This window comes from Streptomyces sp. CB01635 (genome assembly GCF_002803065.1).
Lineage (GTDB): Bacteria > Actinomycetota > Actinomycetes > Streptomycetales > Streptomycetaceae > Streptomyces.
On the sequence record NZ_NNBL01000038.1, the window covers coordinates 49,589 to 72,442 of the forward strand.

Genomic DNA, 22,854 nt, shown 5'->3' on the forward strand with positions numbered 1-22,854 from the left:
ATGACCACGGAGTCGGTGCTGTCCGTTCCGCGCCTCGGCGAGGGGATCGTCGAGGTCCGCATCGTCCGGTTCCTCAAGCAACCGGGCGACGCGGTCGCCAAGGACGAGGTCGTCTACGAGATGGAGCACGACAAGGCGGCCGTCGAGATCGAGTCCCCGGTGGCCGGGATCCTGGACGCCTGGCTGGTCCGGGCGGGGGACACCGTTGCGATCGGCGGCGCCGTCGGCCGGATCGCCCCGGACCGCGACAAGGCCGGGACCGGACCGCGGACCGCGGCCGCCGAGCGCGCGCCCGGCGCGTCCGTACAGGGCGCACCCGGGCGGGAGTTCACCCCGACCCGCCGCATTCCGCCCCGCACCCGCGCCCACGCCCGGCGCCTCGGCATCGACGAGGCACTGCTGCCGGACGTTCCCGCGGCGGGCACGAGCCTGATGCCCGCCGATCTGCAACGGTACGTCGCCCAGCAGCGGGAGAGCGGCGCGGACGCCGGCGCGGAGGTCGGTACGGTCGGCCCACCCGGCGCTCACGGCCCGTCGGCGCCGGCGCCGGTCACCGGCTTCACCGACGTCACCCAGTCGATCCGGCAGCGCGCCCTGAACCGGGCCATGCTCGGCGCCCGCGACCAGGTCGTTCCCGCGGTCGTCTCCGCCCTCGTCGCCGAGGACACGCTGCAGCGGGCCCTGCGGGAACACCGCGGCGCCCGCTTCTCGACCGTCTTCCAGGCCTTCGCCCGGGTCGCGGCCCGCTGTGCGGCGGCGCCCGACGCGGCACGGCTGCGCTCGCGGCGGCTCGACGAGAGCGCGCTGCGCGTGTACGAGCACGTGGACCTCGGGATCGCCGTGGCCACCGACGACGGAGACCTCACCGTCGCGGTGGTGCGCGGCGCCGACGAGGTCACGGCCGAGGACTTCGACGCGCGGTACGCGCAGGCCGTGGAAGAGGCACTCGACGGGCAGTCGCAGGCCGACGGCCGGGTCACGCTGATGCTCTCCCACCTGGGGGACCGGGGACCGACGCTGGCGGTGCCGGTGGTCGTGCCGCCGGCGGTGGCGACCCTGTTCCTCGGCGCGGTCGAGGGCGCGGGCCGGGGCGCGGTGCGCAGGATGGTGCTCGCCTTCGACCACACGGTGCTCAACGGGCGCGACGCGTCCGCCTACCTGGACGCTGTGCGGCAATCCCTGGAGGCAGAGGCAGAGGCAGAGGCAGAGACCGAGACCGAGGCAGAGACCGAGACCGAGACCGAGACCGAGGCAGAGACCGAGACCGAGGCGGCAGGGCGGCGCGCGGCGGGCGGCGCCGAGCCCGCCGTCGCCGCCACGACCGGCCCGGTGGTGGACACCCCGCGGTCGGCTCCCGACGCGCTGGAGCGGCTCGTCGCCCTGGCGTCCGACGTCCTCGGACATCCGGCGGACCCCGGCCGCCCGCTCGGTGAGCAGGGTCTTGACTCCGCCCGTGCCCTGCGCCTGATCCGCGAGACCCGTGCCGCCTTCGGCGTGCAGCTGCCGGCGACCGCAGTCTGGCGCCACCCGACGCTGACGGAGCTGGCGGCGCTGCTGCCCGGACAACCGCAGGACGAAGGGGCGGCACCCGCCGAAGGGGCCGCGCCCGCCCCCGTACCCGCCGGGGTCGCGGACGCACGGCCCGGCGGGTACGACGACGTCGCTGTCATCGGCATGTCCTGCAAGGTGCCGGGGGCGGACGACGCCGAGGCCTTCTGGCAGCTGCTGAGCCAGGGGGAGTGCCGGATCGAGGCGGTGGCGGCCGGACGGCTCGCGGGGGAGGTGCCCGCCGGGTTCCGCGCCGGGCTCCTCGACCGCATCGACCTGTTCGACGCGCCCTTCTTCGAAGTGACACCCCGTCAGGCCGCCTCCATGGATCCCCAGCAGCGCGCCCTGCTCGAACTCAGCTGGCACGCTCTGGAACACGCCGGACTCGCCCCCGACACCCTCGCGGGCACGCCCGTCGGGGTGTACGCCGCCGCCTGCAGCTACGACTACCGCGAGCAACTCGTGGAACGCGCCGCCTCGGCCGACGGGTACGCCACCACCGGCACGTTCCCCGCGTTCCTGGCCAACCGCGTCTCCCACCTGTACGACTTCACCGGGCCCAGCATCACCGTCGACACCGCCTGCTCCGGCGCGCTCACCGCGCTCGCCCTCGCCCAGGCCGCGGTGCGCTCCGGCGAGTGCGAGGTCGCCCTCGCCGGAGCCGCCAACCTCCTGAGCAACGGATTCAACGCTCGCGCCTACCGCAGGGCGGGCATGCTCTCGCCCGAGGGCGGCAGCCGGATCTTCGACGCGGACGCCGACGGGTTCGTCCGGGGCGAGGGCGCGGGCTGGCTCGTACTCAAGTCACTGCGCCGCGCCGTCGCGGACGGCGACCCCGTACTCGCCGTCATCCGCGGCAGCGCCGTCAACCACGGCGGCCGGGCCGCCGCGCTGACCGCGCCCAACCCCCGTGCCCAGAGCGGGCTGATCCGCACGGCGCTCGGCCGGGCCGGACTGCGCGCCGCCGACCTCGGGTTCCTCGAGGCGCACGGCACCGGCACGCCGCTCGGCGATCCGATCGAGCTGGATGCCTTCCGGGAGGTCCTCGACGCGGAGCCGCAGGGCATGCCCGCGCGCGCCGAAGGGCCCGAGGGCCGGATCTGGGTCGGCTCCGCCAAGGCCAACATCGGCCATCTGGAAGGAGCTTCGGGCCTGGTCGGCGTCGTCAAGGCGGTTCAGGTCCTGCGCCACGGGCTGATACCGGGCACGCCCGGCTTCACCCGTCTCAACCCGCACATCGAACTGGACGGGACCCCGGTCCGGGTCGCCGCGCAGCCCGTGCCGTGGCCCGCGCGCACCGGCGGCGCGCCCCGCCGCGCGGCCGTCAGCGCGTTCGGGTTCGGCGGCAGCAACGCCCATGTGGTCCTGGAGGAGGCACCGGACCTGCCCCGCGAACACGCCGCCGGCGACGGGCCGTTCGCCGTGCCGCTGTCGGCCGCGACACCCGGCTCGCTGACCCGGCTGGCCGCCCGCACGGCTGAGCTGGCCGCCTCGCCCGGCTCGCCCGCCCTGGACGAGATCGCCTGGACGCTCCAGTCCGGCCGGCGTCACCTGCCGTACCGCGCCCTCTTCGTCGTCACCGGCCTGGCCGAACTCGCCTGCCTGGCAAGGGAGTTCGCCGAACGCGGCACGCAGGAGCAGCCCGCTGACCCCTGGCTGCGCGACTGGCTCGGCGGAGCCGACACCACGGTCGGGGACTGGGCCTCGCGCCTGCCCGAGGGACCCCGCCCGCGCCGCGTACCGCTGGTGCCGTACCCCTTCGAACGTCACTCCTACTGGCTTCCGGGCGCTGCGGCCCCCGAGTCCTCTGAGTTCTCTGAGTTCTCTGAGTTCTCTGCGTCCTCTGCGTCCTCTGCGTTCTCCGGGCGCGGGAGCGGTTACGTCATCGAGGACGGCCATCCGCTGGCCGAGCACCGCGTCGGCGGGCGGACCACCTTGCCCGGAGCCGCACTGATCGACGCGCTCGCGGACGGCGGACCCGTCGCGCTCGGGCAACTGCGGTTCCAGCGGCCCGTATCCGTGCCCGAAGGCGGCTCTGCGCGTCTGGTGCGCAGCGCCGAGGAGACGGACGGCGCCGTGCGTCTCGCCGTCGAGCACGAGGGTGTGGTCGTCGCCCGCGCCGTCCCGGCGACCGACCCTCCGGCACCGGTGCCGGCCACTGGTGTCGCGGAACCGGGCAGCCCGGAGCAGGCCGTCGATCTCGGCGCCTTCCTCCAGTGCAACGGGATCGAGGTCGGGCCGGTCTACCGCGTGGTGCACGACGTGCGCCGACGCGACGGGCAGGCCGTCGCCCGGATCGTCGCCCCCGCCGCCACCGACCGGCGCACCCGGCGCGTGGCGTGGCTGGACGCGGCGCTGCAGACCTCGTGCGTCCTGATGGACGGCTCCGCTTCCCGCGTCGCGGCGGCCGCCGACCACGTCCAATGGTCCGGCGTGGTCCCGGACACGGCGGAACTGACGGTCCGCCGCACCGCGCAGGGCGCCACCTACACCGTCGTGGACCTGACCGCGGAGGCCGACGGCAGGACCGTACTGCGTGTCACGGGCCTGCGGCTGCACGCCACCGGGACGGCCGCCCACTCGGCGCCCGCCGCGGGCGGCGACCTCGCGCCCGAGAAGGCGCCCGCCGACGCGCCCGCCGTCCGTGTGCTCGTGCCCGAGTGGTGCGCGGAGCCCTCCGTGACCACCCGGCCGGACACCGCGCGGCTCGACGGGCTCGTGCTCGTCCACGACGCGGCCGATCTCCACCGCGCCGAAGGCCTCGGCGCCCGGACCGTGCGGCGCGACTCTCCCGACCTCGCACAGGCGGTGCGGGGGGCCCGCCACGTGGCTCTTCTCGTGGACGGCTCCGGCTGGAGCGAGGACACGGCCGGGATCCGCCGGCTGCGCGAATGGCTCGCGGCCCTGCTGACCGTGGCCCGTACGCTCGAAGCGGCCGCCCGTCCCGCCCGCCTCACCCTCGTCACGGCCGGCCTCACCGACCCGGACGGCGGCGCCCCCTCACCCGGCGCGTCGCTCCAGGGCGCCCTGCTCGGCGCCGTCCGCACGCTGCCCCGGGAGATCGAGGGCGTCAGCGCCGCGGCCGTCGACCTCGACGCCGCCGCCACACCCGCCCAGGTCGCCGCGGCCCTGAGCGAACCCTGCGCCCAGGCCGTACCGCTCATCGCGCTGCGCGGCACGCGGCGCCTGCGTCAGGTCTACACGGACCGCCCCGAGCCCGCCCCCGCCGCCTCCGGCGACGCGTTCACCGACGGCGGGACCTACGTCCTGTTCGGCGGATCCGGAGGCATCGGCGCCGAGGTGGCCCGCCACCTCGCACGGCGTTACGGCGCCCGGCTGCTGCTCGTCGGGCGCTCCGCCGCCGACGACCGCACCCGCGCCCTGCTCGACGAACTCGCGGCCCTCGGCGGGACCGCCCGGTACCTGAGCGCCGACGTCACCGAACCGGCCGCCGTGGAGCGCACCCTGGCCGCATGCCGGGCCGCGTTCGGTGAACCGGACGGCATCGTGCACAGCGTCGGCTCGATCAGCCCGGCCCGCCTCGCCGAACTCACCCCGGCCGACCTCGACCAGGTCCTCGCGACCAAGGTGACCGCGGTCCTGGCGCTGCGCCGCGCCCTGCGCACCCGCCCGGACGGCCGGCCCGCCGCGCTCGTCCTGTTCTCCTCCGCCGCCGGACTCTTCGGCAGCGTCGGCGGCCTCAACTACGCCGCCGCCAACGCGTTCCTCGACCACTACGCCACCGCCGTCGACGGGGACGCGCACCTCGCCGTACGCACCTTCGACTGGGGGCTGTGGCACGGCACCGGGCTCGCCCGCCGGTACACCGCGCACGTCAAGCGTGAATATCCCGGGATCACCGAATTCATACCGGAAAGGGGAGTGGCCGCCTTGGAAGCGGGCATGTCCGGCAACCGACCGCAGTCCCTCGTGCTCGGCGGTGATCCCGAGCCGCTGCGCCCGCTCACCGCGCGCCCGGCACCCGACCACCCGGCCCCGCAGGGGCAGGACGCCGCGCACCGGCTGGATCGCTACGCCCGTGCCGCACTCGCCCACCGGATGAGCGAACTCGGCCTGCCTCCCGAGTTCGCCGCCCGGCCCGACGTCGACACGGAGGCGGCGGCCGGACTGCTCGCAGCCGTACCCGGACACCGCAGGCTGATCGCCGCGATCCTCGAACTCCTGGCGCAGTACGCCGAGTCCGGACTGCCTGTGCCCGCGGGGGCCGAACTGGTCCGCATCCGCGACACGCTGCTGGCCGACCACCCCGACCTCGCCGGGCACCTGACGCTGCTCGACCGGACCCTGGAGTCGTACGGTCCCGTCCTGCGCGGCGAACTGCCCGTCACCGCCGTCCTGTTCCCCGGAGGCGACCTGAGCGGCGTCACCGCCGTCTACAGCGGCAACCAGCTCTTCGACCCGGTCAACTCCGCCGCCGCCGCGGCCCTCGGCGACGCCGCCGCCGCGCTTGCCGCACCGCGTGTCCTGGAGATCGGCGCGGGCGTCGGCGGCACCACCGCGTCGGCGCTGGCCGCGCTCGACGCCCGCGGTGTGCGCGTCGCCGACTACGCGTACACCGACGTCTCCCCGGCCTTCCTCCAGCACGGGCGCCGCCGCTTCGGCGACCGCGTGCGACCGCGCCTGCTCGACATCGAGAAGAGTCCCGAGGCCCAGGGCTTCGCACCCGCCGCCGTCGACCTCGTCGTGGCGAGCAACGTGATCCACGCGACCCGCGACCTGTCCCGCACCCTCGCCCACATCGAGCAACTGCTCGCCCCCGGCGGCCGGTTGCTGCTGGTCGAGATGGTCGTCCCGGCCGCGGTCTACACCCTCACCTTCGGTCTGACGGACGGCTGGTGGGGCTATGTCGACACGGACCGGCGCCTGCCCCACGGCCCCCTCCTCGACGTGCCCCGCTGGCGGTCCCTGCTGGAGGAGCACGGCTGGAGCCTCGCCGAGGTGGACCATCTGCGCGACGCGCCGGGATGCGTGGCCCTGCTGACCTGCCGGCCGCCCGCCGCCGCCACTGCCGCCGATGCCCCGGCAGCGGCCGGTGCCACGGTCCCGGAGATCGCCGATGGGCTGCGCGCCATCGTGCGCGACCTGCTCGGCGGCTCCGACGCCGATGTGCCCGGCTATCTGCCCTGGCAGGAGCTGGGCGTGGACTCGCTGCTCAACATGGAGCTCGTCGAGGCGGTGTCCCGCAGGTACGGACCGGTCGCCGCGACCGCGCTGTTCGAGCACCGGACCGTCGACCAGCTGGCCCAGATGCTGGCCGAACGTGGCGCGGCGCTGCCGCCCGCCGCCGCATCGCCCGCACCGGCCGCCCCCGTCGCCCAGCCGTCGCCCGCCGTCGAGGAGGACGCCTCCTTCCTGGAGCGCCTCCTGCGGCTCGTCGGCGAACTCACCGTCCGGGACCCCGCACTGCTCGATGCGGACACCGACTTTCCCTCCCTCGGCGTGGACTCGCTCCTCAACGAGGAGTTCTGCGAGCGGCTGCGCGGCATGTTCCCCGAGCGCAGCGTCGCGGCGACCCTGCTCTTCGAACACCCGACCCCGAGGGCGCTCGCGCGCCATCTCGCACCGGCCCGTCCCGCCGCGCCCGCACCCACCGTGTCCCCCCGGCCCGCACCCCTGCGGAGGGAGCCGGCCGTACGCCCCGCCGCGCAGCAGCGGGCCGCCGAGGCGGCGCCCGTCCCCGCGCGCCGCAGCCGCGACACCGGTGCACCCGCCGTCGCCGTCGTCGGGATCGCCGGGCGCTATCCCGGCGCCCAGGACCTCGCCGCCTTCTGGGAGTTGCTGAACGCCGGGCACACCCCCGTACGCGAGGTGCCCGCCGAGCGCTGGGACTGGCGCACCGCGCGCACCACGGGCGGCGGCTACGCCCGCTGGGGCTGCTTCGTCGACGGGATCGACGCGTTCGACCCCGCGATGTTCCGCATCACCCCGCGCGACGCGGCCCTGATGGACCCGCAGGAGCGGCTGTTCCTGGAGATCGCCAAGGAAGCCTTCGAGAACGCCGGTTACGCCCGGCGCACCCTCGCGGGCACCCAGGGCGGCCCGCGCGTCGGGGTGTTCGCCGGCGTCACCGCCAACAGCCACCTGCTCGCCCAGCGCGACGCCCGTGCCGCGGGCGCCGACAACCCCGAGTACGCCGTCACGGCCGCCGCGTCCGTCGCCAACCGGGTGTCGCACGTCTTCGACCTCAGCGGCCCGAGCCTCACGGTCGACACGATGTGCTCGTCGTCGCTGACCGCCCTGCACCTTGCCTGCCGGGCCCTGGAGAACGACGACGCCGACCTGGCACTCGCCGGAGGCGTCAACCTCTACCTGCACCCCGACCGGTTCACCGGCCTGTGCGCGCTCGGCATGCCCTCGCGCGGCGAGCACACCCGGGCCTTCGGCGCGGGCGGCGACGGCTTCGTGCCCGGTGAGGGCGCGGGCGCCGTCGTCCTCAAGCGCCTGGACCGGGCCGAGGCGGACGGCGACACGATCCACGCGGTGATCCGCGGCACCGGCCTCAACCACGGTGGCGGCAGTGGCGGTTACACCGTTCCCAACCCGCGCGCCCAGGCCGCCCTCATCGGCGCCACGCTGCGCCAGGCCGGGGTCTCCCCGGCCGCCGTCGGCTATCTCGAGGCGCACGGCACCGGCACCGAACTCGGCGACCCCATCGAACTGCGTGCCCTGGCCCTGGCCTTCGAGGAGGCGGGCGCCGACGGCCCGCTGCGCGTCGGCTCGGTCAAGTCCAACATCGGCCATGCCGAGGCCGCCGCCGGCATCGCCGGACTCACCAAGGCCATCCTCCAGCTGCGGCGCGCGCGCTTCGTGCCGACCCTGCACGCCGAGCGGCCCAACCCGAAGCTCGGCCTCGACGGCACCGCGCTGCGCATCCAGACCGCCGCCGAGCCCTGGGACGGCACGGGAGTCCCGCGCTGCGCGGCCGTCAGCTCCTTCGGCGCGGGCGGCGCCAACGCCCATGTCGTCCTGGAGGAGTACGACGCGGGACCGGCGACGCCACAGCCCTTCGGCCCCGTACTGATACCGGTCGCGGCGCCGGACGCCGACCGACTGGCCGGCACGGCCCGCGCGCTCGCCGGCGCCGTCGAAGGACTCGCCCTCGCCGACATCGCCCACACCCTGCACACGGGCCGGGACCACGGGCCGCACCGGGCCGCCGTGACCGCCCACGACCAGGCCGAACTGCGCGCCGCGCTGCACGCGCTGGCCGAGGGGACCTCCCACCCGGCCCTCGTGACGGACCCGGCGCCGCCCGAGGCCGACGCGGCCGCCCGCGCCTGGGTCACCGACGGCACGTACACAGGCCCGGCCGCCGGGCGGCGTGTGCCGCTGCCGGGTACGCCGCTCGCCCGGGTGCGCTGCGCCCTTCCCGAGACCTCCTCGTCCCCGATGCCGCTGGCCGACACGGTGACCGTGCCCGCCTCCCGGACCGTGACCGCGCGCCTGGGCGGCGCGTCGCGCTGGGTCGCCGACCACGTGGTGGACGGTGAGCTTGTGCTGCCCGGGGCGTTCCACCCCGAGCTGGTGCACGAGGCACTGCTCGGCGCGGGCGGGAACCCGTACCGCACCGTGCTGCGCGACCTGGTCTGGCCGCAGCCGGCCACCGGACTGCCGATGACGGTCACCACCGTCCTCGAGGAGCCCGACGCACGGGGCGCACGGCGCTTTTCCACCTCCGTCGCGGACGCCGTCGTCGCCCAGGGCTGGGCCGAGCCCGCGCCCGGACCCGAGGCGGCGGGCCCGGTGCGGCCGGTCCTGGTCTACCGGACCGCGGACCTCGACACCCACCTGGGCGACGGCGGCCAGGAGGACTTCTACCGGTCCTTCGCGGCGCACGGCTTCGCGTACGGACCGCTGTACCGCACCGTGCGGCGCGCCGCCGTCCACGGCGACGAGGTCACCGCCGAGCTGCGGCTCGCCGAAGGCGAGGACCCGGACGGGCGCCACGTGCTGCACCCGGCGCTGTTCGACGGGGCCTGCCAGAGCGCCGCGTATCTGCTCCTCACCGAGGAGACCGGGACCCGGCGCACCCTGCGGCCACTGGCCGTGGACCGGCTGACGGTCCATCAGCCCGCCACCGGCCGCGCCTATGTGCACGCCCGACGGGTACGCCGCGACGACGCGGCCGGGATCCATGTCTTCGACCTGAACATCATCGATCCGGACAGCGGCGACGTGCTCGTCGACGTGGCGGGCTTCCGCATCCGCGTCGACGCCGGGCCGCAGCCGACCACGCCGCGGCCGGCGACCACGGACACGAGCGACGGCGCGGCGGACGGCGCACCGGTGGCCGGATACCGCCTCGACTGGCGGCCGGCCCCGGTCGGCGACGACGCACACGCCGGCCCGCAGGGGCCGCTGTGGGTCATCGGGGACGCGGTGCCCCGGTGGGGCGCACAGGCCGCCGCCACCCTGACGTCGGGGGAGGCCGGCGACGAGCAGGTCCTCGCGGCCACGGCCGAACGCACCGGGACACCGGGCGTGGTCCTCGTCGACCTCACCCGGGGCCCGGCCGCGGACGGACTCGGCTGCGCCCCGCTGACCCAGGACGGCGTTACGTCGCAGTGGTCCAGGTTCGCGAGCGGTGCGCTGGCCACCGTGTTCGGACTGCTGCGGGCGTTCGTCCGCAGCCGGGCCCTGGACGGGGCCCGGATCCTGCTGGTGACCCGGGCCGAGGAGAACGGCGACGTCGCGCCGCTGGTGCACGGGCTGCACAGCCTGGCGCGGACCGTCGCCGGCGAGACCGGCCGCTTCGCGCTGCGTCTGGCCACCCTCGACGTCCACGGTGGCGACCACCCCGACGACGCTGAAGCCGAGGCCCTGATGGCCGAGGCGATGCGTGCCGCCGGGGGCGTCGACTGGGTGCGGCTGGGCCCGCAGGGGCGCCGGGTGTCGGTGCTCACTCCCCTCGCAGCCACAGACACAGCTGCCACGGACACGGCCACGGCGGGCACCGTGCTCGACCCCCTGGGGACCTACCTGGTCACCGGCGGGCTCGGCGGGCTCGGCCGGCATGTCGCCGCCGATGTCCTGGCGCGCGCGCCGGGGGCACGGCTGGTGCTGGTGGGGCGTTCGGAACCGGACGAGGCGGCGCTGGAGGAACTGCGCCGGACCGGTTCGGTCACCTACCGGCGCTGCGACGTCTCCGACGCGGGCGATGTCGCCGACCTGGTGCGGTGGCTGGAGCGGGAGGGCGTACGGCTTCGCGGTGTCGTCCACACCGCGGGAGTGCTGCGCGACGGATTCCTGCGGGGCAAGACGCCCGAGGCGGTGCAGGAGGTGTGCCGCGCGAAGGTCCTCGGCGCGCTCCGCCTGGACGCGGCGCTCGCCGGACACCCGCTGGACTTCTTCGTCCTGGCCTCGTCCCTCGCGGCGCTGGTGGGCAACCAGGGCCAGTCGGACTACGCCTTCGCCAACGGGTTCCTCGACGGCTTCGCCGCCTGCCGCACGGCGTCGGGGCGGCCGGGCCGCACCCTGTCCGTCGGCTGGCCGGTCCTCGCGGACGCGGGCATGGCTCCGGAGCCGGACGCACTGACCTACCTGGCCGGTACGTACGGCCTGCGCCCGGTCGCCACCCGCACCGCCCTGCGCTCCGTGTGGCCCCTGCTCGACCCGGCGAAGAACGCCCCGACGCCGTACGCGGCGCTGGTGGCGGGCGACTTCGACGTGTGGGACCGGGCCCTTGAGGTCCGCCACGACGCGCCTGACGTCCCTGCCCGAACCGCCGAGGCGCCTGCCGCGCGGGAGCCGGTGTCCTCAGGGGCGCCCGTCACCGTGCCGCCCGCGGACGGACTCCCGCAGGCCGCGCTGCGCTGGATCACCGGGCGGGTCGCGCACACCGTGGGCAGGAGCGCCGACGAACTCGACCCCGGGACACCCCTTTCCGACTACGGAGTCGACTCCATCGCCCTGATGCGCCTGTGCCGGATCCTGGAGGACGACCTCGGCCGGGTGCCACTGTCCCTGCTCCTGGACAGCACCGGCCTACAAGATCTGACGGAGCGTCTGCTCGACGCGCGCGGGGCCCAGTTGAAGGCCGCCGTCGAGGCGGCCGGGTTCGCTCCGGCCGCCGGGACCGGTGCACGCACCGAACCCGCCGCCGCCGAACCTGCCGCCGCCGAACCCGCCCCTGCCGAACCTGCCCCCGCCACCGCCCCTGCCGTTCCCGACACGTTTCCGGCGGCTCTGCCCGATCGCCTCCTCGGCATGTGGGCCGCGGACCAGTCGGCCGCGCCGCACGCCCCGTACAACATCTCGCTGTCCTGGCGGCTGCCCGCGGGCGCGGACCGCGAGGCCGTGCGTGGCGCCGTCGCCGAACTGGTGCGGCGCCATCCCGTGCTGGGGTGCTCGGTGCGCACCCACAACGGGAACCCCGCCTTCGTGCCCGCCCGGGACACGCCGGCGCTCGTCACCCGGATCGTCGACGAGGACTCCCTGGAGCGTGCCGTCACCGAGGAGGCCGACCGCCGGCTGCGGACCTCGTCCGAACCCCTGCTGCGGGCCGTTCTCTGGGAGGTCGCCGGAGACCGCCCCGTCCTGCAGCTGACCACCCATCACATCGTCGTGGACGGCCGCTCGGCGGACCTGCTGCGCCGTGACGTCGCCGCCCTGTACACGGCGCTCACCCGCGGCGGACCGGCCGACCTCCCCGAGGCCGGGTCGTTCGCCGGGGCATTGCGCCGCGAACGCGACACCGCCGCGGCCGCCGAGTGGGCCGACGCCGAACAGCACTGGAGTACGCGGCTGGCCGACGGCACGCCCGCGGGCGTGCTCTTCCCCGGGGGCGGAGAAGGGGCCGGCGCGGCCGGTGCCCACCGCGAGTACGGTCTGCCGGGCAGCCTGTCCGACGCGCTCGGCGACATCGCACGCGCCGCCGGAGTGCCCCGGTTCACCGCGCTGCTCGGCGCGTTCGCCGTGGCCCTCGCGCGGGCCACAGGGCATCGCTCGATGCTGATGGCCGTACCCACGTACGGGCGCGGCTCCGACAGCGACGAGGCCACTGTCGGCTGCTTCGTCAACACCGTGCCGCTGCGCGTCGACCTCGACCTCGAACTCCCGCTCGCCACCTGGCTTCAGGACCTCGGCCGGGCCGTGCGCGAAGCCGTGGGACACGCCGCGCTGCCCTACCCGCGGTTCGCCGCGCTGTGCCGCGCCGCGCACGGCGACGACGGCGTGCCGACCGTCACCCTCGCCTACCAGAACTGGGAGCGCGGCACCGAGGCGGCCGACGACGGATGGGAGCCGGTGCACCGGCGCGGCCAGCGCGGCCACTTCGACCTCGGCCTCGAGGTCACCGACACCCCCGAGGGCGTCGAGATCCTCGCCAACCACCGCACCGCCGTCCTCGACGGCGCCGCCGTCGACCGCTTCGTCGACGACCTGCGCCGCACCACCGTCGAACTGGCGCGCAACACCCGCTCAGCCGTCGGTGACCTGCTCGACCCGGCCGCCGGCACCCTCGTGGCGCGCTTCGCCGCCAGCGCCCGGCGCTGCCAGGACGCGACCGCCGTCGAGGACCACCACGAGACCCTCACCTACGCCGAACTCGACGCACTCTCCGACGCCGTCGCACGCCGGGTCGACGCCACCGCCGCGCCGGGCGAGCCCGTCGCCGTCCTCATGCACCGCTCCGCGCGGCTGCCCGCCGTACTCCTCGGCATCCTCAAGAGCGGACGCCCGTACGTACCGCTGGACGACTCCTACCCGAGCGAGCGCCTCGCGATGGTCGTCGAGGGCGCCGGCTGCGAGGTCGCCCTCGCCGACCGGGACCTGACCTGGCTGCTGCCGCAGCGACTGCGGATCGTCGACCCGCGGGACATCCGGGCCGACACCGCCGCGCCCTCGGGCACGCCGGGAACGCCCGCCGGGCCCACCGACCTCGCGTACCTGATGTTCACCTCCGGCAGTACGGGCAAGCCGAAGGGCGTCGGCGTCACGCACGGCAACGTCGTCCACACCCTGGACGCCATCGCCGCGAGGGTCGGCATCGACGAGCGGGCGCCCGGCAGGTTCCTCGCCGTCACCACCGTCTGCTTCGACATCTCGGTCCTGGAGCTGTTCCTGCCGCTCCTCGTCGGCGGCACGGTCGTCGTCGCCGAACGCTCGGACGTCGTCGACGCCCGGCGCATGGCCCGCCTGCTAGACACCCGCAAGATCACCGCCATGCAGGCCACCCCGGCCGGCTGGCAACTGCTCGTCGACGGCGGCTGGAGCGGGGCGCCCGGACTGACCGCGCTGTGCGGCGGCGAGGCCCTGCCGGGCAACCTCGCCACCGCCCTCGTCGAACGCACCGGGAGCCTCTGGAACGTCTACGGCCCCACCGAGGCGACCATCTGGTCCACCATCGCGCGCGTCACGCACACGGGCCCGGTGCACCTGGGCGAGCCGATCGGCGCGACGGAGCTGGTCCTCACCGAGGTCGACGGCCACCGTCCCCCCGCACCGGGGGAGCCGGGCGAACTGTGGATCGGCGGGGCGGGTGTCGCCCAGGGCTACTGGCAGCGGCCCGGCCTGACCGCCGAGCGCTTCACCGGTCACCCGGTCCGCGCGGTCGGCGGCGGACGCTGGTTCCGCACCGGCGACCTGGTGCGCCGCGACGAGGAAGGGCGGCTGCTCTTCCTCGGCCGGGCCGACAGCCAGGTCAAGATCCGCGGCCACCGGGTCGAACTGGGCGAGATCGAGGCTGTGCTGGGCGCGCACCCCGCGCTCGCCCGCGCCGTCCTCGCCGTACACGGCGAAGGCCCCTCGGCCAGGCTCCTCGTGATCGCCGTGCCCCGGACCGGCGAGAGTCTGCCGAGCCTCGGCGAACTGCGCGACTTCGCCTCGTCGACGCTGCCGCCGTGGATGCTCCCCGACCGCCTTGTGGCGGCGGAGGGACTGCCTCTGACGCCCAACGGCAAGGTCGACCGCAAGGAAGCCGTACGGCTGGCCGCGCAGGGCGCCCTGCCACAGCCGGGGGCCGGGACGGACCCGCGGGCGCACGCGCACACCGACCGCCCCGGCGCAGCGGCCGCGAGCACGGCGGACCTGCGGCGCGAAGTCCTCGCCCTGTGGGGCGAGTTGCTGGAGATCGACGACGTCCCGAGCGACCGGAGGTTCTTCGACATCGGCGGGAACTCCCTGCTCCTCGGGCGGCTCTTCGCACGGCTCGACGACGCCTACCCGGACACCGGCATCGAGCTCGCCGACCTGTTCGCCCGGCCCACCGTCGACGACATCGCGGGCCTCCTCGCCGAACGCCTCGCCCCCTCCCCGAAGGGCCACGTCGCGGCCGCGGCCACCGCACCCGTCCGACCCTCCCGCCGTGAGCTGCGGCGCGCGTTCCGACTCGGAGACGATCGATGACCCACGACGACCCCGGAATCGACCCCAACGCCATCGCCGTCGTCGGCATGGCCTGCCGATTCGGGCCCGCGACCTCCGCCGGCCGGCTCTGGGAGCTGCTCGAGGAGGGAAAGACCGGTATCCGCCGCTACACCGAGGCCGAACTCATCGGCCTCGGGCACGACAGGGCCACCGTGGCCCGCGAGGGGTTCGTCCCCGCCGGAGTCGTCCTGGAGGACGCGGACGCCTTCGACGCCGAGTTCTTCGGATACAGCGCCCAGCACGCCGAGTGGCTCGACCCGCAGCAGCGCCTGCTCCTGGAGGTCGCCTGGCACGGCCTGGAGGACGCGGGCTTCGCCCCCGACCGCACCGGGCTGCGCACCGCCGCCTACGTCTCCGTCGGCCAGCCGACGCAGCCGCCCGTGGCCATCACCGACCTCGACGCGGCCGGCATGATCCGTTTCTCCTCCTCCGACAAGGACTTCGCGGCCACCCGCGTCTCCTACAAGCTCGGCCTCACCGGCCCCAGCCTCACCGTGCAGACCGCCTGCTCCAGTGGACTCGTCGGGGTGCACCTGGCCGCCGAGAGCCTGCTCGGCCAGGAGTGCGACCTGGCCGTCGTGGCGGCGGCGTCCCTGCACTTCCCGCAGGCCGGCTACCTGGCCGCGCCCGGCATGATCCTCTCGCCGACCGGTGAGTGCCGCCCCTTCGACGACACCGCCGACGGCACCGTCTTCGGCAACGGCGGCGGCGCCCTGGTGCTGCGCCGCCTCGCCGACGCGGTGCGCGACGGCGACCCGGTCCGCGCCGTGCTGCGCGGCAGCGCCGTCAACAACGACGGCAGCCGCAAGATGGACTACCACGCGCCGTCCCCCGAAGGGCAGGAGGCCGTGATCCGCGAGGCCCTGGCCGTCGCGGGCACCGACCCGCACTCGGTCGGCTACCTGGAGACCCACGGCACCGGCACCCCGCTCGGCGATCCCGTCGAATTCGCCGCCCTGGAACGGGTCTACGGAGGAGAGCGTCCGCATCCGGCCGCCGTCGGCTCCGTCAAGGCGGTGCTCGGCCACCTCAACACCGCCGCCGGTATCGCGGGCGTCGCCAAGGCCGTACTGGCGCTGGAGAACGGCACTGTGCCGCTCCAGGCCCCCTTCTCCGAGCCCAACCGCGCGCTGCGCGGTGCCGGCGGCCTGCGCGTCGCCGAACGGGGCGTCGTGGAGGGCGGCTGGCCCGTCCCACAAGGGCCGCGGCGCGCCGCCGTCAGCTCCTTCGGCATCGGCGGCACCAACGCCCACGTCGTCCTCGAACAGGCCCCGCCCCTGGCGGAGTCGGCGGCCGACGCCGGGGGCGGCGTGCGCTGGACCGTGCTGTCCGCCCACACCGAGACCGCGCTGCGCGAACTCGCCGGTGACCTCGCCGGCGCCGTGGCCGGACGGTCCCTCGCCGATGTGGCGCACACCCTGCACACGGGCCGCAGCCGGCGCCGGATCCGCGCGGTGCTCGGCGCCGCCACCGTCACCGAACTGTCGTACGCACTGAGGGAGTTGGCGGCAGGCGGGCCTCTGGTCACCGACGCTGCTCCCGACGGCTACCGGGCCTGGGCGGCCGGTGAGGGCGACCTGCCGGAACAGGACGCGACAGGGGCGCGACGCGTGCGGCTTCCCGGCTATCCCTTCGCCCGTACCGTCTGGCCCCGGCCCGGCGCCGCCCCGGCCCGCACCGTGCGCCCCGAGGACCCGGTCGCCGCCGACCACGTCGTGGCCGGCCGGCCGGTGCTGCCCGCCGCCGCCCAGCTCGACCTGGCCCTGACCGCCGCCCGGCGCACCGCACCCGCCACGGCCGGCCTCGCCGACGTCGCCTTCCACCGGCCGGTGGAGGTCACCGGCCCCGTGACGCTGCGCGCGGTCGTCGAAGGCGACGCCGTACGCATCCTGTCCGACACCGCGCACGCCGAGGCACGCCTGCTCGCCGGCCCACCGGCCGCCCCGGAGCGCCTCGACCCGGCCGCACTGCGCGCCGCGTACCCCGACTCGGCCGAACCGGCCGATCTGTACCGGTACTTCGCCGACCACGGTGTCGTCTACGGCCCCGCCTTCCAGGTGCTGCGCGAGCTGCGGCACGGCAGCGAGGGCGCGCTGGCGCGCGTCGTGGCGAACGGCCCGTCCGGCGGCGACACCCTGTGCCCGTACGTCCTCGACGGTGCCCTGCAGACGGTCATCGGGTGCGTGCTGCGCGAGGACCTCGGCGGCGAGACGTTCATCCCGTTCGCCGTCGACACACTCACCCTGCACGCTCCGCTGCCGCGCGAGGCATGGGTACGGGTCCGCCCGGTCCGGCTCGCCGGCGGCGGGCGCCGGGTGCGCAAGTACGACGTGACGGTCACCGGTGCCGACGGCACAGCGGTGCTCACGCTGGCCGGTCTGGCACTCCGCCCGGTCCCGCGCGACGCCGCGCAGGCGACCCCCGTCGTCCCCGTACTCCCGTCCGGTGTGCACCTCTTCGCCCCGGCGACCGTCCCCTTCGACGGCGGCCCCGGCGGTGAACCCGCCCCCCTCGTCGTCATCGGCGACGCACCCCTGGCCGGTGCGGCCGTGCGCCTTGCCGACCCCGAGGACGCCGAGCGCGCCGCCGCCCTCGGCGACGAACTGGTCGCGCGGCTCGGCGAGGACTCCCGGCCGCCCGTCGTGGTGTGGCCGCTCGCCGGGGCCGGCACCGGATCCGCGTCCGACGCCCTGCGCGTGCTCGCCCTGCTGAGGGCCCTGCTGCGCCCCCTGTCCCGGCGCGGCGCCCGGATCGTCGTGCCCTTCCCCGCCGGCGCACTCGACGACGACGCCGCCGTCACCGGCCACGGCATCGCCGCACTGGGCCGTTCGCTCGCCGGGGAGAACCCGCGCTTCGAACTGACCGCGGTGGCCCTCGACGCGGAGGCCGGCCCCGACGCCCTCGAGTCCGCTGTGCGCGCCGCCGTCGCCCAGGCGCCCGCGGCGCGATGGCTCGGCGTGGCCCGCGACAGCACACTCACCACCTCCGTCCTGCGCCACTGCGACGCTCCCGCCGCAGGCCGCGCCCCGTTCCGCACGGGCGGGCGCTACTGGATCAACGGCATGGGCGGCCTCGCCGCGCACCTCGCCCGCCACCTGATCGACACCCGCGCGGCACACGTCGTCCTCACCGGCCGCTCCGCCGCCGAGGGCGAGCGCGGCGCCGAGATCGCCCGGCTCGCCGAACGCGCCGCACGCAGCGGTGGATCGGTGACCTATCACCGCCTGGACAGCGCCGACCCGGCCGCGGTGCGCGCCCTCGCGCACCGGCTGAACGCCGAGGGCCCCGTCCACGGTGTCCTGCACTGCGCGGGCGTGCTGCGCGACGCGTACGTGCTGCGCAAGGACATCGACGACGCCGCCGCGGTGCTGGCGGCCAAGCTGACCGCGGCCACCGCGCTCGACGCGGCCACCGCCGGCTGGGAACTCGACTTCTTCGTCGTCTATTCGTCGGTCTCCGGGGCCCTCGGCAGCCCCGGCCAGGCCGACTACGCGTTCGCCAACGCGGCCGTGGACGAGTTCGTCACCCGCCGGGCCCGCCTCGTCAACTCCGCCTCCCGCACGGGCCGTTCGCTCGCCGTGAGCTGGCCGTACTGGGCCGACGGCGGGATGCGGACCGGCCCCGACGCCGAGCAGGTGCTCGACGGGCTCGGGATGCGTCCGATGCCGTCCGCGACCGGGATCACCGTCCTGGAGGCGCTGCTCGGCGCCCCCGAACGCGACGGCGAGGAGAGCGCACCCGTCGTGCTGTACGGGGATCTGGACCGGCTGCGCGAGTCGTTCCCGCTGCTCGCCCAGGATCCGGTTCCCGCGCATAGCCCGACGCCGACGCCGACGCCGACGCCCCCGACCACGCCGGCGGAGCAGGCCGCCCTCACCCCCAGGTCCGCGCCCGCCGCCGGCCTGCTCGAGGAGCGGCTGCGCGCCGTCGTCGCCGAGGCCACCCGCACCCCCGTCGACCAGGTGTGGCCCGACCGGCCCTTCGACGACCTCGGCATCGACTCGCTGCTCGCCATCCGCGTCGTCGAACTCCTGGAGTCCGACTTCGGACGGCTCTCCAAGACGCTCCTCTTCGAGTGCCGCACGGTCGCCGAACTCGCCGAGCACCTCGTCGAGGAGTTCCCCGAGCGGTGCGCCGATCTCATCGGCCCCACCGAGCCGGCCGACGTCCCGGTCACCGAGGAGCCGCCCGCCTCCTCGACCGCGCTCCTCGACGTGAGCCTGCGCGGCGCGACCGGCGACAAGGACGCCCGGCCCGGCGCCCCCGATCCGCACGCCGGCATCGATCCCCGCGCGGTCGCCATCATCGGTGTCGCCGGACGCTTCCCCGAGGCCGACGGCCTCGACGAGCTGTGGGCCAACCTCCTCGCGGGGCGCGACAGCATCACCGAGGTGCCGCGCGAACGCTGGGACGCCGAGGCCCTGTACGACACGGACAAGACCCGCGTGGACCGGACCTACACCAAGTGGGGCGGCTTCGTGCGGGGCGTGGAGAACTTCGACGCGCCGCTGTTCAGCATCTCTCCGCGCGAGGCGGGCACCGTCGACCCGCAGGCCCGGCTCTTCCTCGAGTCCTGCTGGGCCGCCCTCGACGACGCCGGGTACACCCCGGACACGCTCGTCACCGCCGACGACCCGGTGCACCGCAAGGACGTCGGCGTGTTCGTGGGCGCCATGTACGGCGAGTACCAGCTGCACGAGGCGGAGGAGCGGCTGCGCGGCAACCACGTGCTCGCCAACAGCGCCTACTGGTCCATCGCCAACCGTGTCTCGTACTACTTCGACTTCCAGGGGCCGTCCACCGCCGTCGACACCGCCTGCTCCTCCGCGCTCACCGCGATCCACCTCGCGGTCGAGTCGCTGCGCGCCGGCAGCTCGAAGGTGGCCATCGCGGGCGGCGTCAACGTACTGATCCACCCCAACAAGTACTTCATGCTCGGCCAGGGCCGGTTCGCCGCGAGCGACGGGCGCTGCCGCAGCTTCGGCGCGGGCGGCGACGGCTACGTACCGGGCGAGGGCGTCGGGGCGTTCGTCCTCAAGCCGCTGGCCGACGCGGTGCGCGACGGCGACCACATCCACGGCGTGATCCGGGGAACGTCCGCGAACCACGGCGGCCGGACCAACGGCTACACGGTGCCCAACCCGCGCGCCCAGGCCGACCTCGTCACCAAGGCGCTGCGCGACGCGGGCCTGACCGCCGACGGCCTGGACTACGTCGAGGCGCACGGCACCGGCACCTCGCTCGGCGACCCCATCGAGATCCGCGGCCTGGCCTCGGCGTTCGCACGGGACGGCATGAAGGGCGCGGGCGACCTGCCCATCGGCTCCGTGAAGTCGAACGTCGGACACCTCGAATCGGCAGCCGGCGCGGTCGCCCTCGCCAAGGTGCTCCTCCAGATGCGGCACCGCACCCTCGTGCCCTCGCTGCACGCGACCCCCGCGAACCCCGAGATCGACTTCGACGGCGTCCCGTTCACGGTCCAGCAGGGCGTCGCGCCCTGGACCACCCGTGACGGCTCCGACCGGCCGCTGCGCGCGGGCATCAGCTCGTTCGGTGCCGGCGGCGGCAACGCCCACATCGTCGTCGAGGGTCCGCCGCCGCGGGCACCCCGCGCCCCCGAACAGCCCGGACCCGTCGTGGTGTTCCTGTCCGCCCGCACCGACGAGGCGCTGGCGGCGTACGCCGCGGCGCTGCGCGACGACCTGACCGCGGCGGGGGAGCGGGGCACGCAGATACCGCTCGCCGACGTCGCGTACACCTTCGCGGCAGGCCGCGCCGACCTGGAACGCAGAGCTGCCGTGGCGGCCGGGTCGATGCCGGAACTGCTGTCCGGCCTGGCGGCGGTCGCGGCGGGCCGCCCCCGGCCGTGGCGACGCACCGAGGTCACCGCCGACGACCCCGTACGGGTGTGGCTCGACGGCGGCCGGATCGACCGGGTCGTGGTGTCGGCCGCGGGAGCGCAGGCACGGCGTGCGCCCCTGCCGCACTACCCCTTCGAACGCGTCCGCTGCTGGTACGACCTGCAGATCGAGCGGCTGCACCGGCAGGGCCAGGGCACGGCCGGGGCCGAACCGGCGCTGGACCGCGGGCACTTGCGTGACTTCGGCCGTGAGGACCGGGCCGCGCCCGCTTCCCGCCCGAAGCCGTCAGCGGCCCCCACGCCCGAGCCCGAGCCCACGCCCGCTGTCCCGTCCCTGCCGCGGCCGGTGCCCGCGAAGAACACGACCACTCCGACTCCACAGGAGACGTCCTCCATGACTCGTGACCGCAAGATCTCCCTCCGGCCGCTGGACACGGCTCCGGCTCCCGCACCCGTTCCGGCTCCCGCTCCCGTACGTGCGCCCGCCCCCGCCGCCGCCGCCCCCGCTCCGGTCGCTCCACCGCACGACGGTGCGCATCAGGACCGGGTCGCCGAGGAGGTCGGTGAGGTCCTCGCCGGGGTGCTCTACATGGACCCGGCCGACCTCGACCCGGAGCAGACGTTCCAGACGCTCGGCGTCGACTCGATCCTCAGCGTGGAGTTCGTGGCGCTGGTCAACGCCCGGTTCGGCACCGACATCAAGGCCACCGAACTGTACGACCACCCCACGCCGAGCGCCTTCGCCCGCCAGGTCGCCGCCAAGGCCGCCGGGGACAAGCCGGTCAGGCCCGCCGCCCAGCAGGCCGTCCCCGCCCCGCCCGCCCGGCCGCAGCCGGCGCAGGCCCCCGCCCCGAAGGCGGCCCCCGCCGACGACGACCGCGGCGCCGCCGTCCTGGAGACCCTGCGCGAGCAGCTCGCCGAGACCCTGTACTGCGACGTCTGGGACATCGACGTCCACGCCACCTTCAACACCCTGGGCCTCGACTCGATCCTCGGCGTCGAGTTCGTCGCGTTCCTCAACAACGCGTACGGCCTCGACGAGAAGGCCGGGGTGCTCTACGACCACCCGAGCCTGACGGCCCTCGCCGCGCACATCGCCGCCCGCGGCGCCGCACCCGCCCCGGCGACGACCGCCCCGGCCACGACCGGCGCCGCCGCCGGGCAGATCAGCGCCGCCGACCTGGACGCCCTGCTCGGCGCCGTACGCGACAACCGGCTCACCGTCGAGCAGGCCCTCGCCCTCCTGCCTCAGCACTCCTGAGCACCCCGCACTCCTGAGCACCCCGCACTCCTGAGTACCCGAAAGGACCTCCCCATGACCGACGAAGCGATCTTCGCCGTCATCCGCGCCCAGATCGTCGACGTCCTGCCCGAGGTCGCCGACATCGAGATCACCCTCGACCACAGCATGCGCGACCTCGGCGCCAACTCCATCGACCGCATGGACGTCGTGATCGCCGCCCAGGACGAACTGGGCATCAAGGTGCCCAACGCGGAGCTGACCAAGGCCAACGATCTGCGGTCCCTGGTCGCGGTGTTCCGCGAGCACGCGAGCGCGCACGCGTGAGTGACATATCCGGCGCCGTGGCCGTCACGGCCGCCTCGGTGCTCACCCCGCTCGCCGACGACCTCGACGGCTTCACCGCCGCGCTGCTCGCCGGCCGCAGCGCGGTGACCCTGCCGGCGGCGGACGACGACGGCGAGAGCCTGCCGGTCGCCGCGCTCGACGGGTTCGCCCTCGCCGACTGGGCCGGGCGGCACCTGGCGGACGATCCCGCGACGGCGGCACGGCTGCGCAAGGTCGCGGGCCGCGCCGCGCTGCCCGCGCGCACCGCCGCGTGCGTCGCGCTGCGCGCTGTCCGCGACAGCGGGCTGACCCGGGACCAGCTCGCCGACGGCACCGCCCTGATCGTCGCCGGCAGCAACCTCGCCCGGGAGCCGGCCTCGTCCCGGAACCGCCGGGCGAACGTACGCAGGCTCATCTGCGCATGGTCCGCGAGTTCGGCCAGCGTCAGCGGCAGGTCGAGGTGGTCGAGTGCCCACTCCCTGGTGGCTGCCGT

The 22,854-nt window shown here is 75.5% G+C and carries 4 protein-coding genes; all 4 read left to right on the top strand.

Annotation, left to right across the window (positions count from 1 at the left end):
• Positions 1 to 14,913, top strand: coding sequence for a non-ribosomal peptide synthetase (locus CG723_RS42345; RefSeq protein ID WP_159032679.1), 14,913 nt, complete (start codon positions 1 to 3; stop codon positions 14,911 to 14,913).
• Positions 14,910 to 22,055: a beta-ketoacyl synthase N-terminal-like domain-containing protein gene (locus CG723_RS42350; protein WP_100598886.1), complete on the top strand. Its 7,146-nt coding sequence runs from the start codon at positions 14,910 to 14,912 to the stop codon at positions 22,053 to 22,055. The genes CG723_RS42345 and CG723_RS42350 overlap by 4 nt, the downstream gene beginning before the upstream one ends.
• Before the next feature lie 54 nt (positions 22,056 to 22,109).
• The gene (locus CG723_RS42355) at positions 22,110 to 22,361 is read left to right on the top strand and encodes a phosphopantetheine-binding protein (RefSeq protein ID WP_100598887.1); all 252 of its coding nucleotides are present in this window, start codon (positions 22,110 to 22,112) and stop codon (positions 22,359 to 22,361) included.
• Positions 22,358 to 22,854 (top strand): beta-ketoacyl synthase N-terminal-like domain-containing protein (locus CG723_RS48405; protein WP_199842104.1); only part of this gene is annotated, 497 nt, incomplete at its 3' end. The genes CG723_RS42355 and CG723_RS48405, both read left to right, overlap by 4 nt.

Bases quoted from the DNA above. Each gene is read 5' to 3' on its own strand.
- CG723_RS42345 (WP_159032679.1), top strand. From the start codon at position 1: ATGACCACGGAGTCGGTGCTGTCCGTTCCGCGCCTCGGCGAGGGGATC.
- CG723_RS42350 (WP_100598886.1), top strand. From the start codon at position 14,910: ATGACCCACGACGACCCCGGAATCGACCCCAACGCCATCGCCGTCGTC.
- CG723_RS42355 (WP_100598887.1), top strand. From the start codon at position 22,110: ATGACCGACGAAGCGATCTTCGCCGTCATCCGCGCCCAGATCGTCGAC.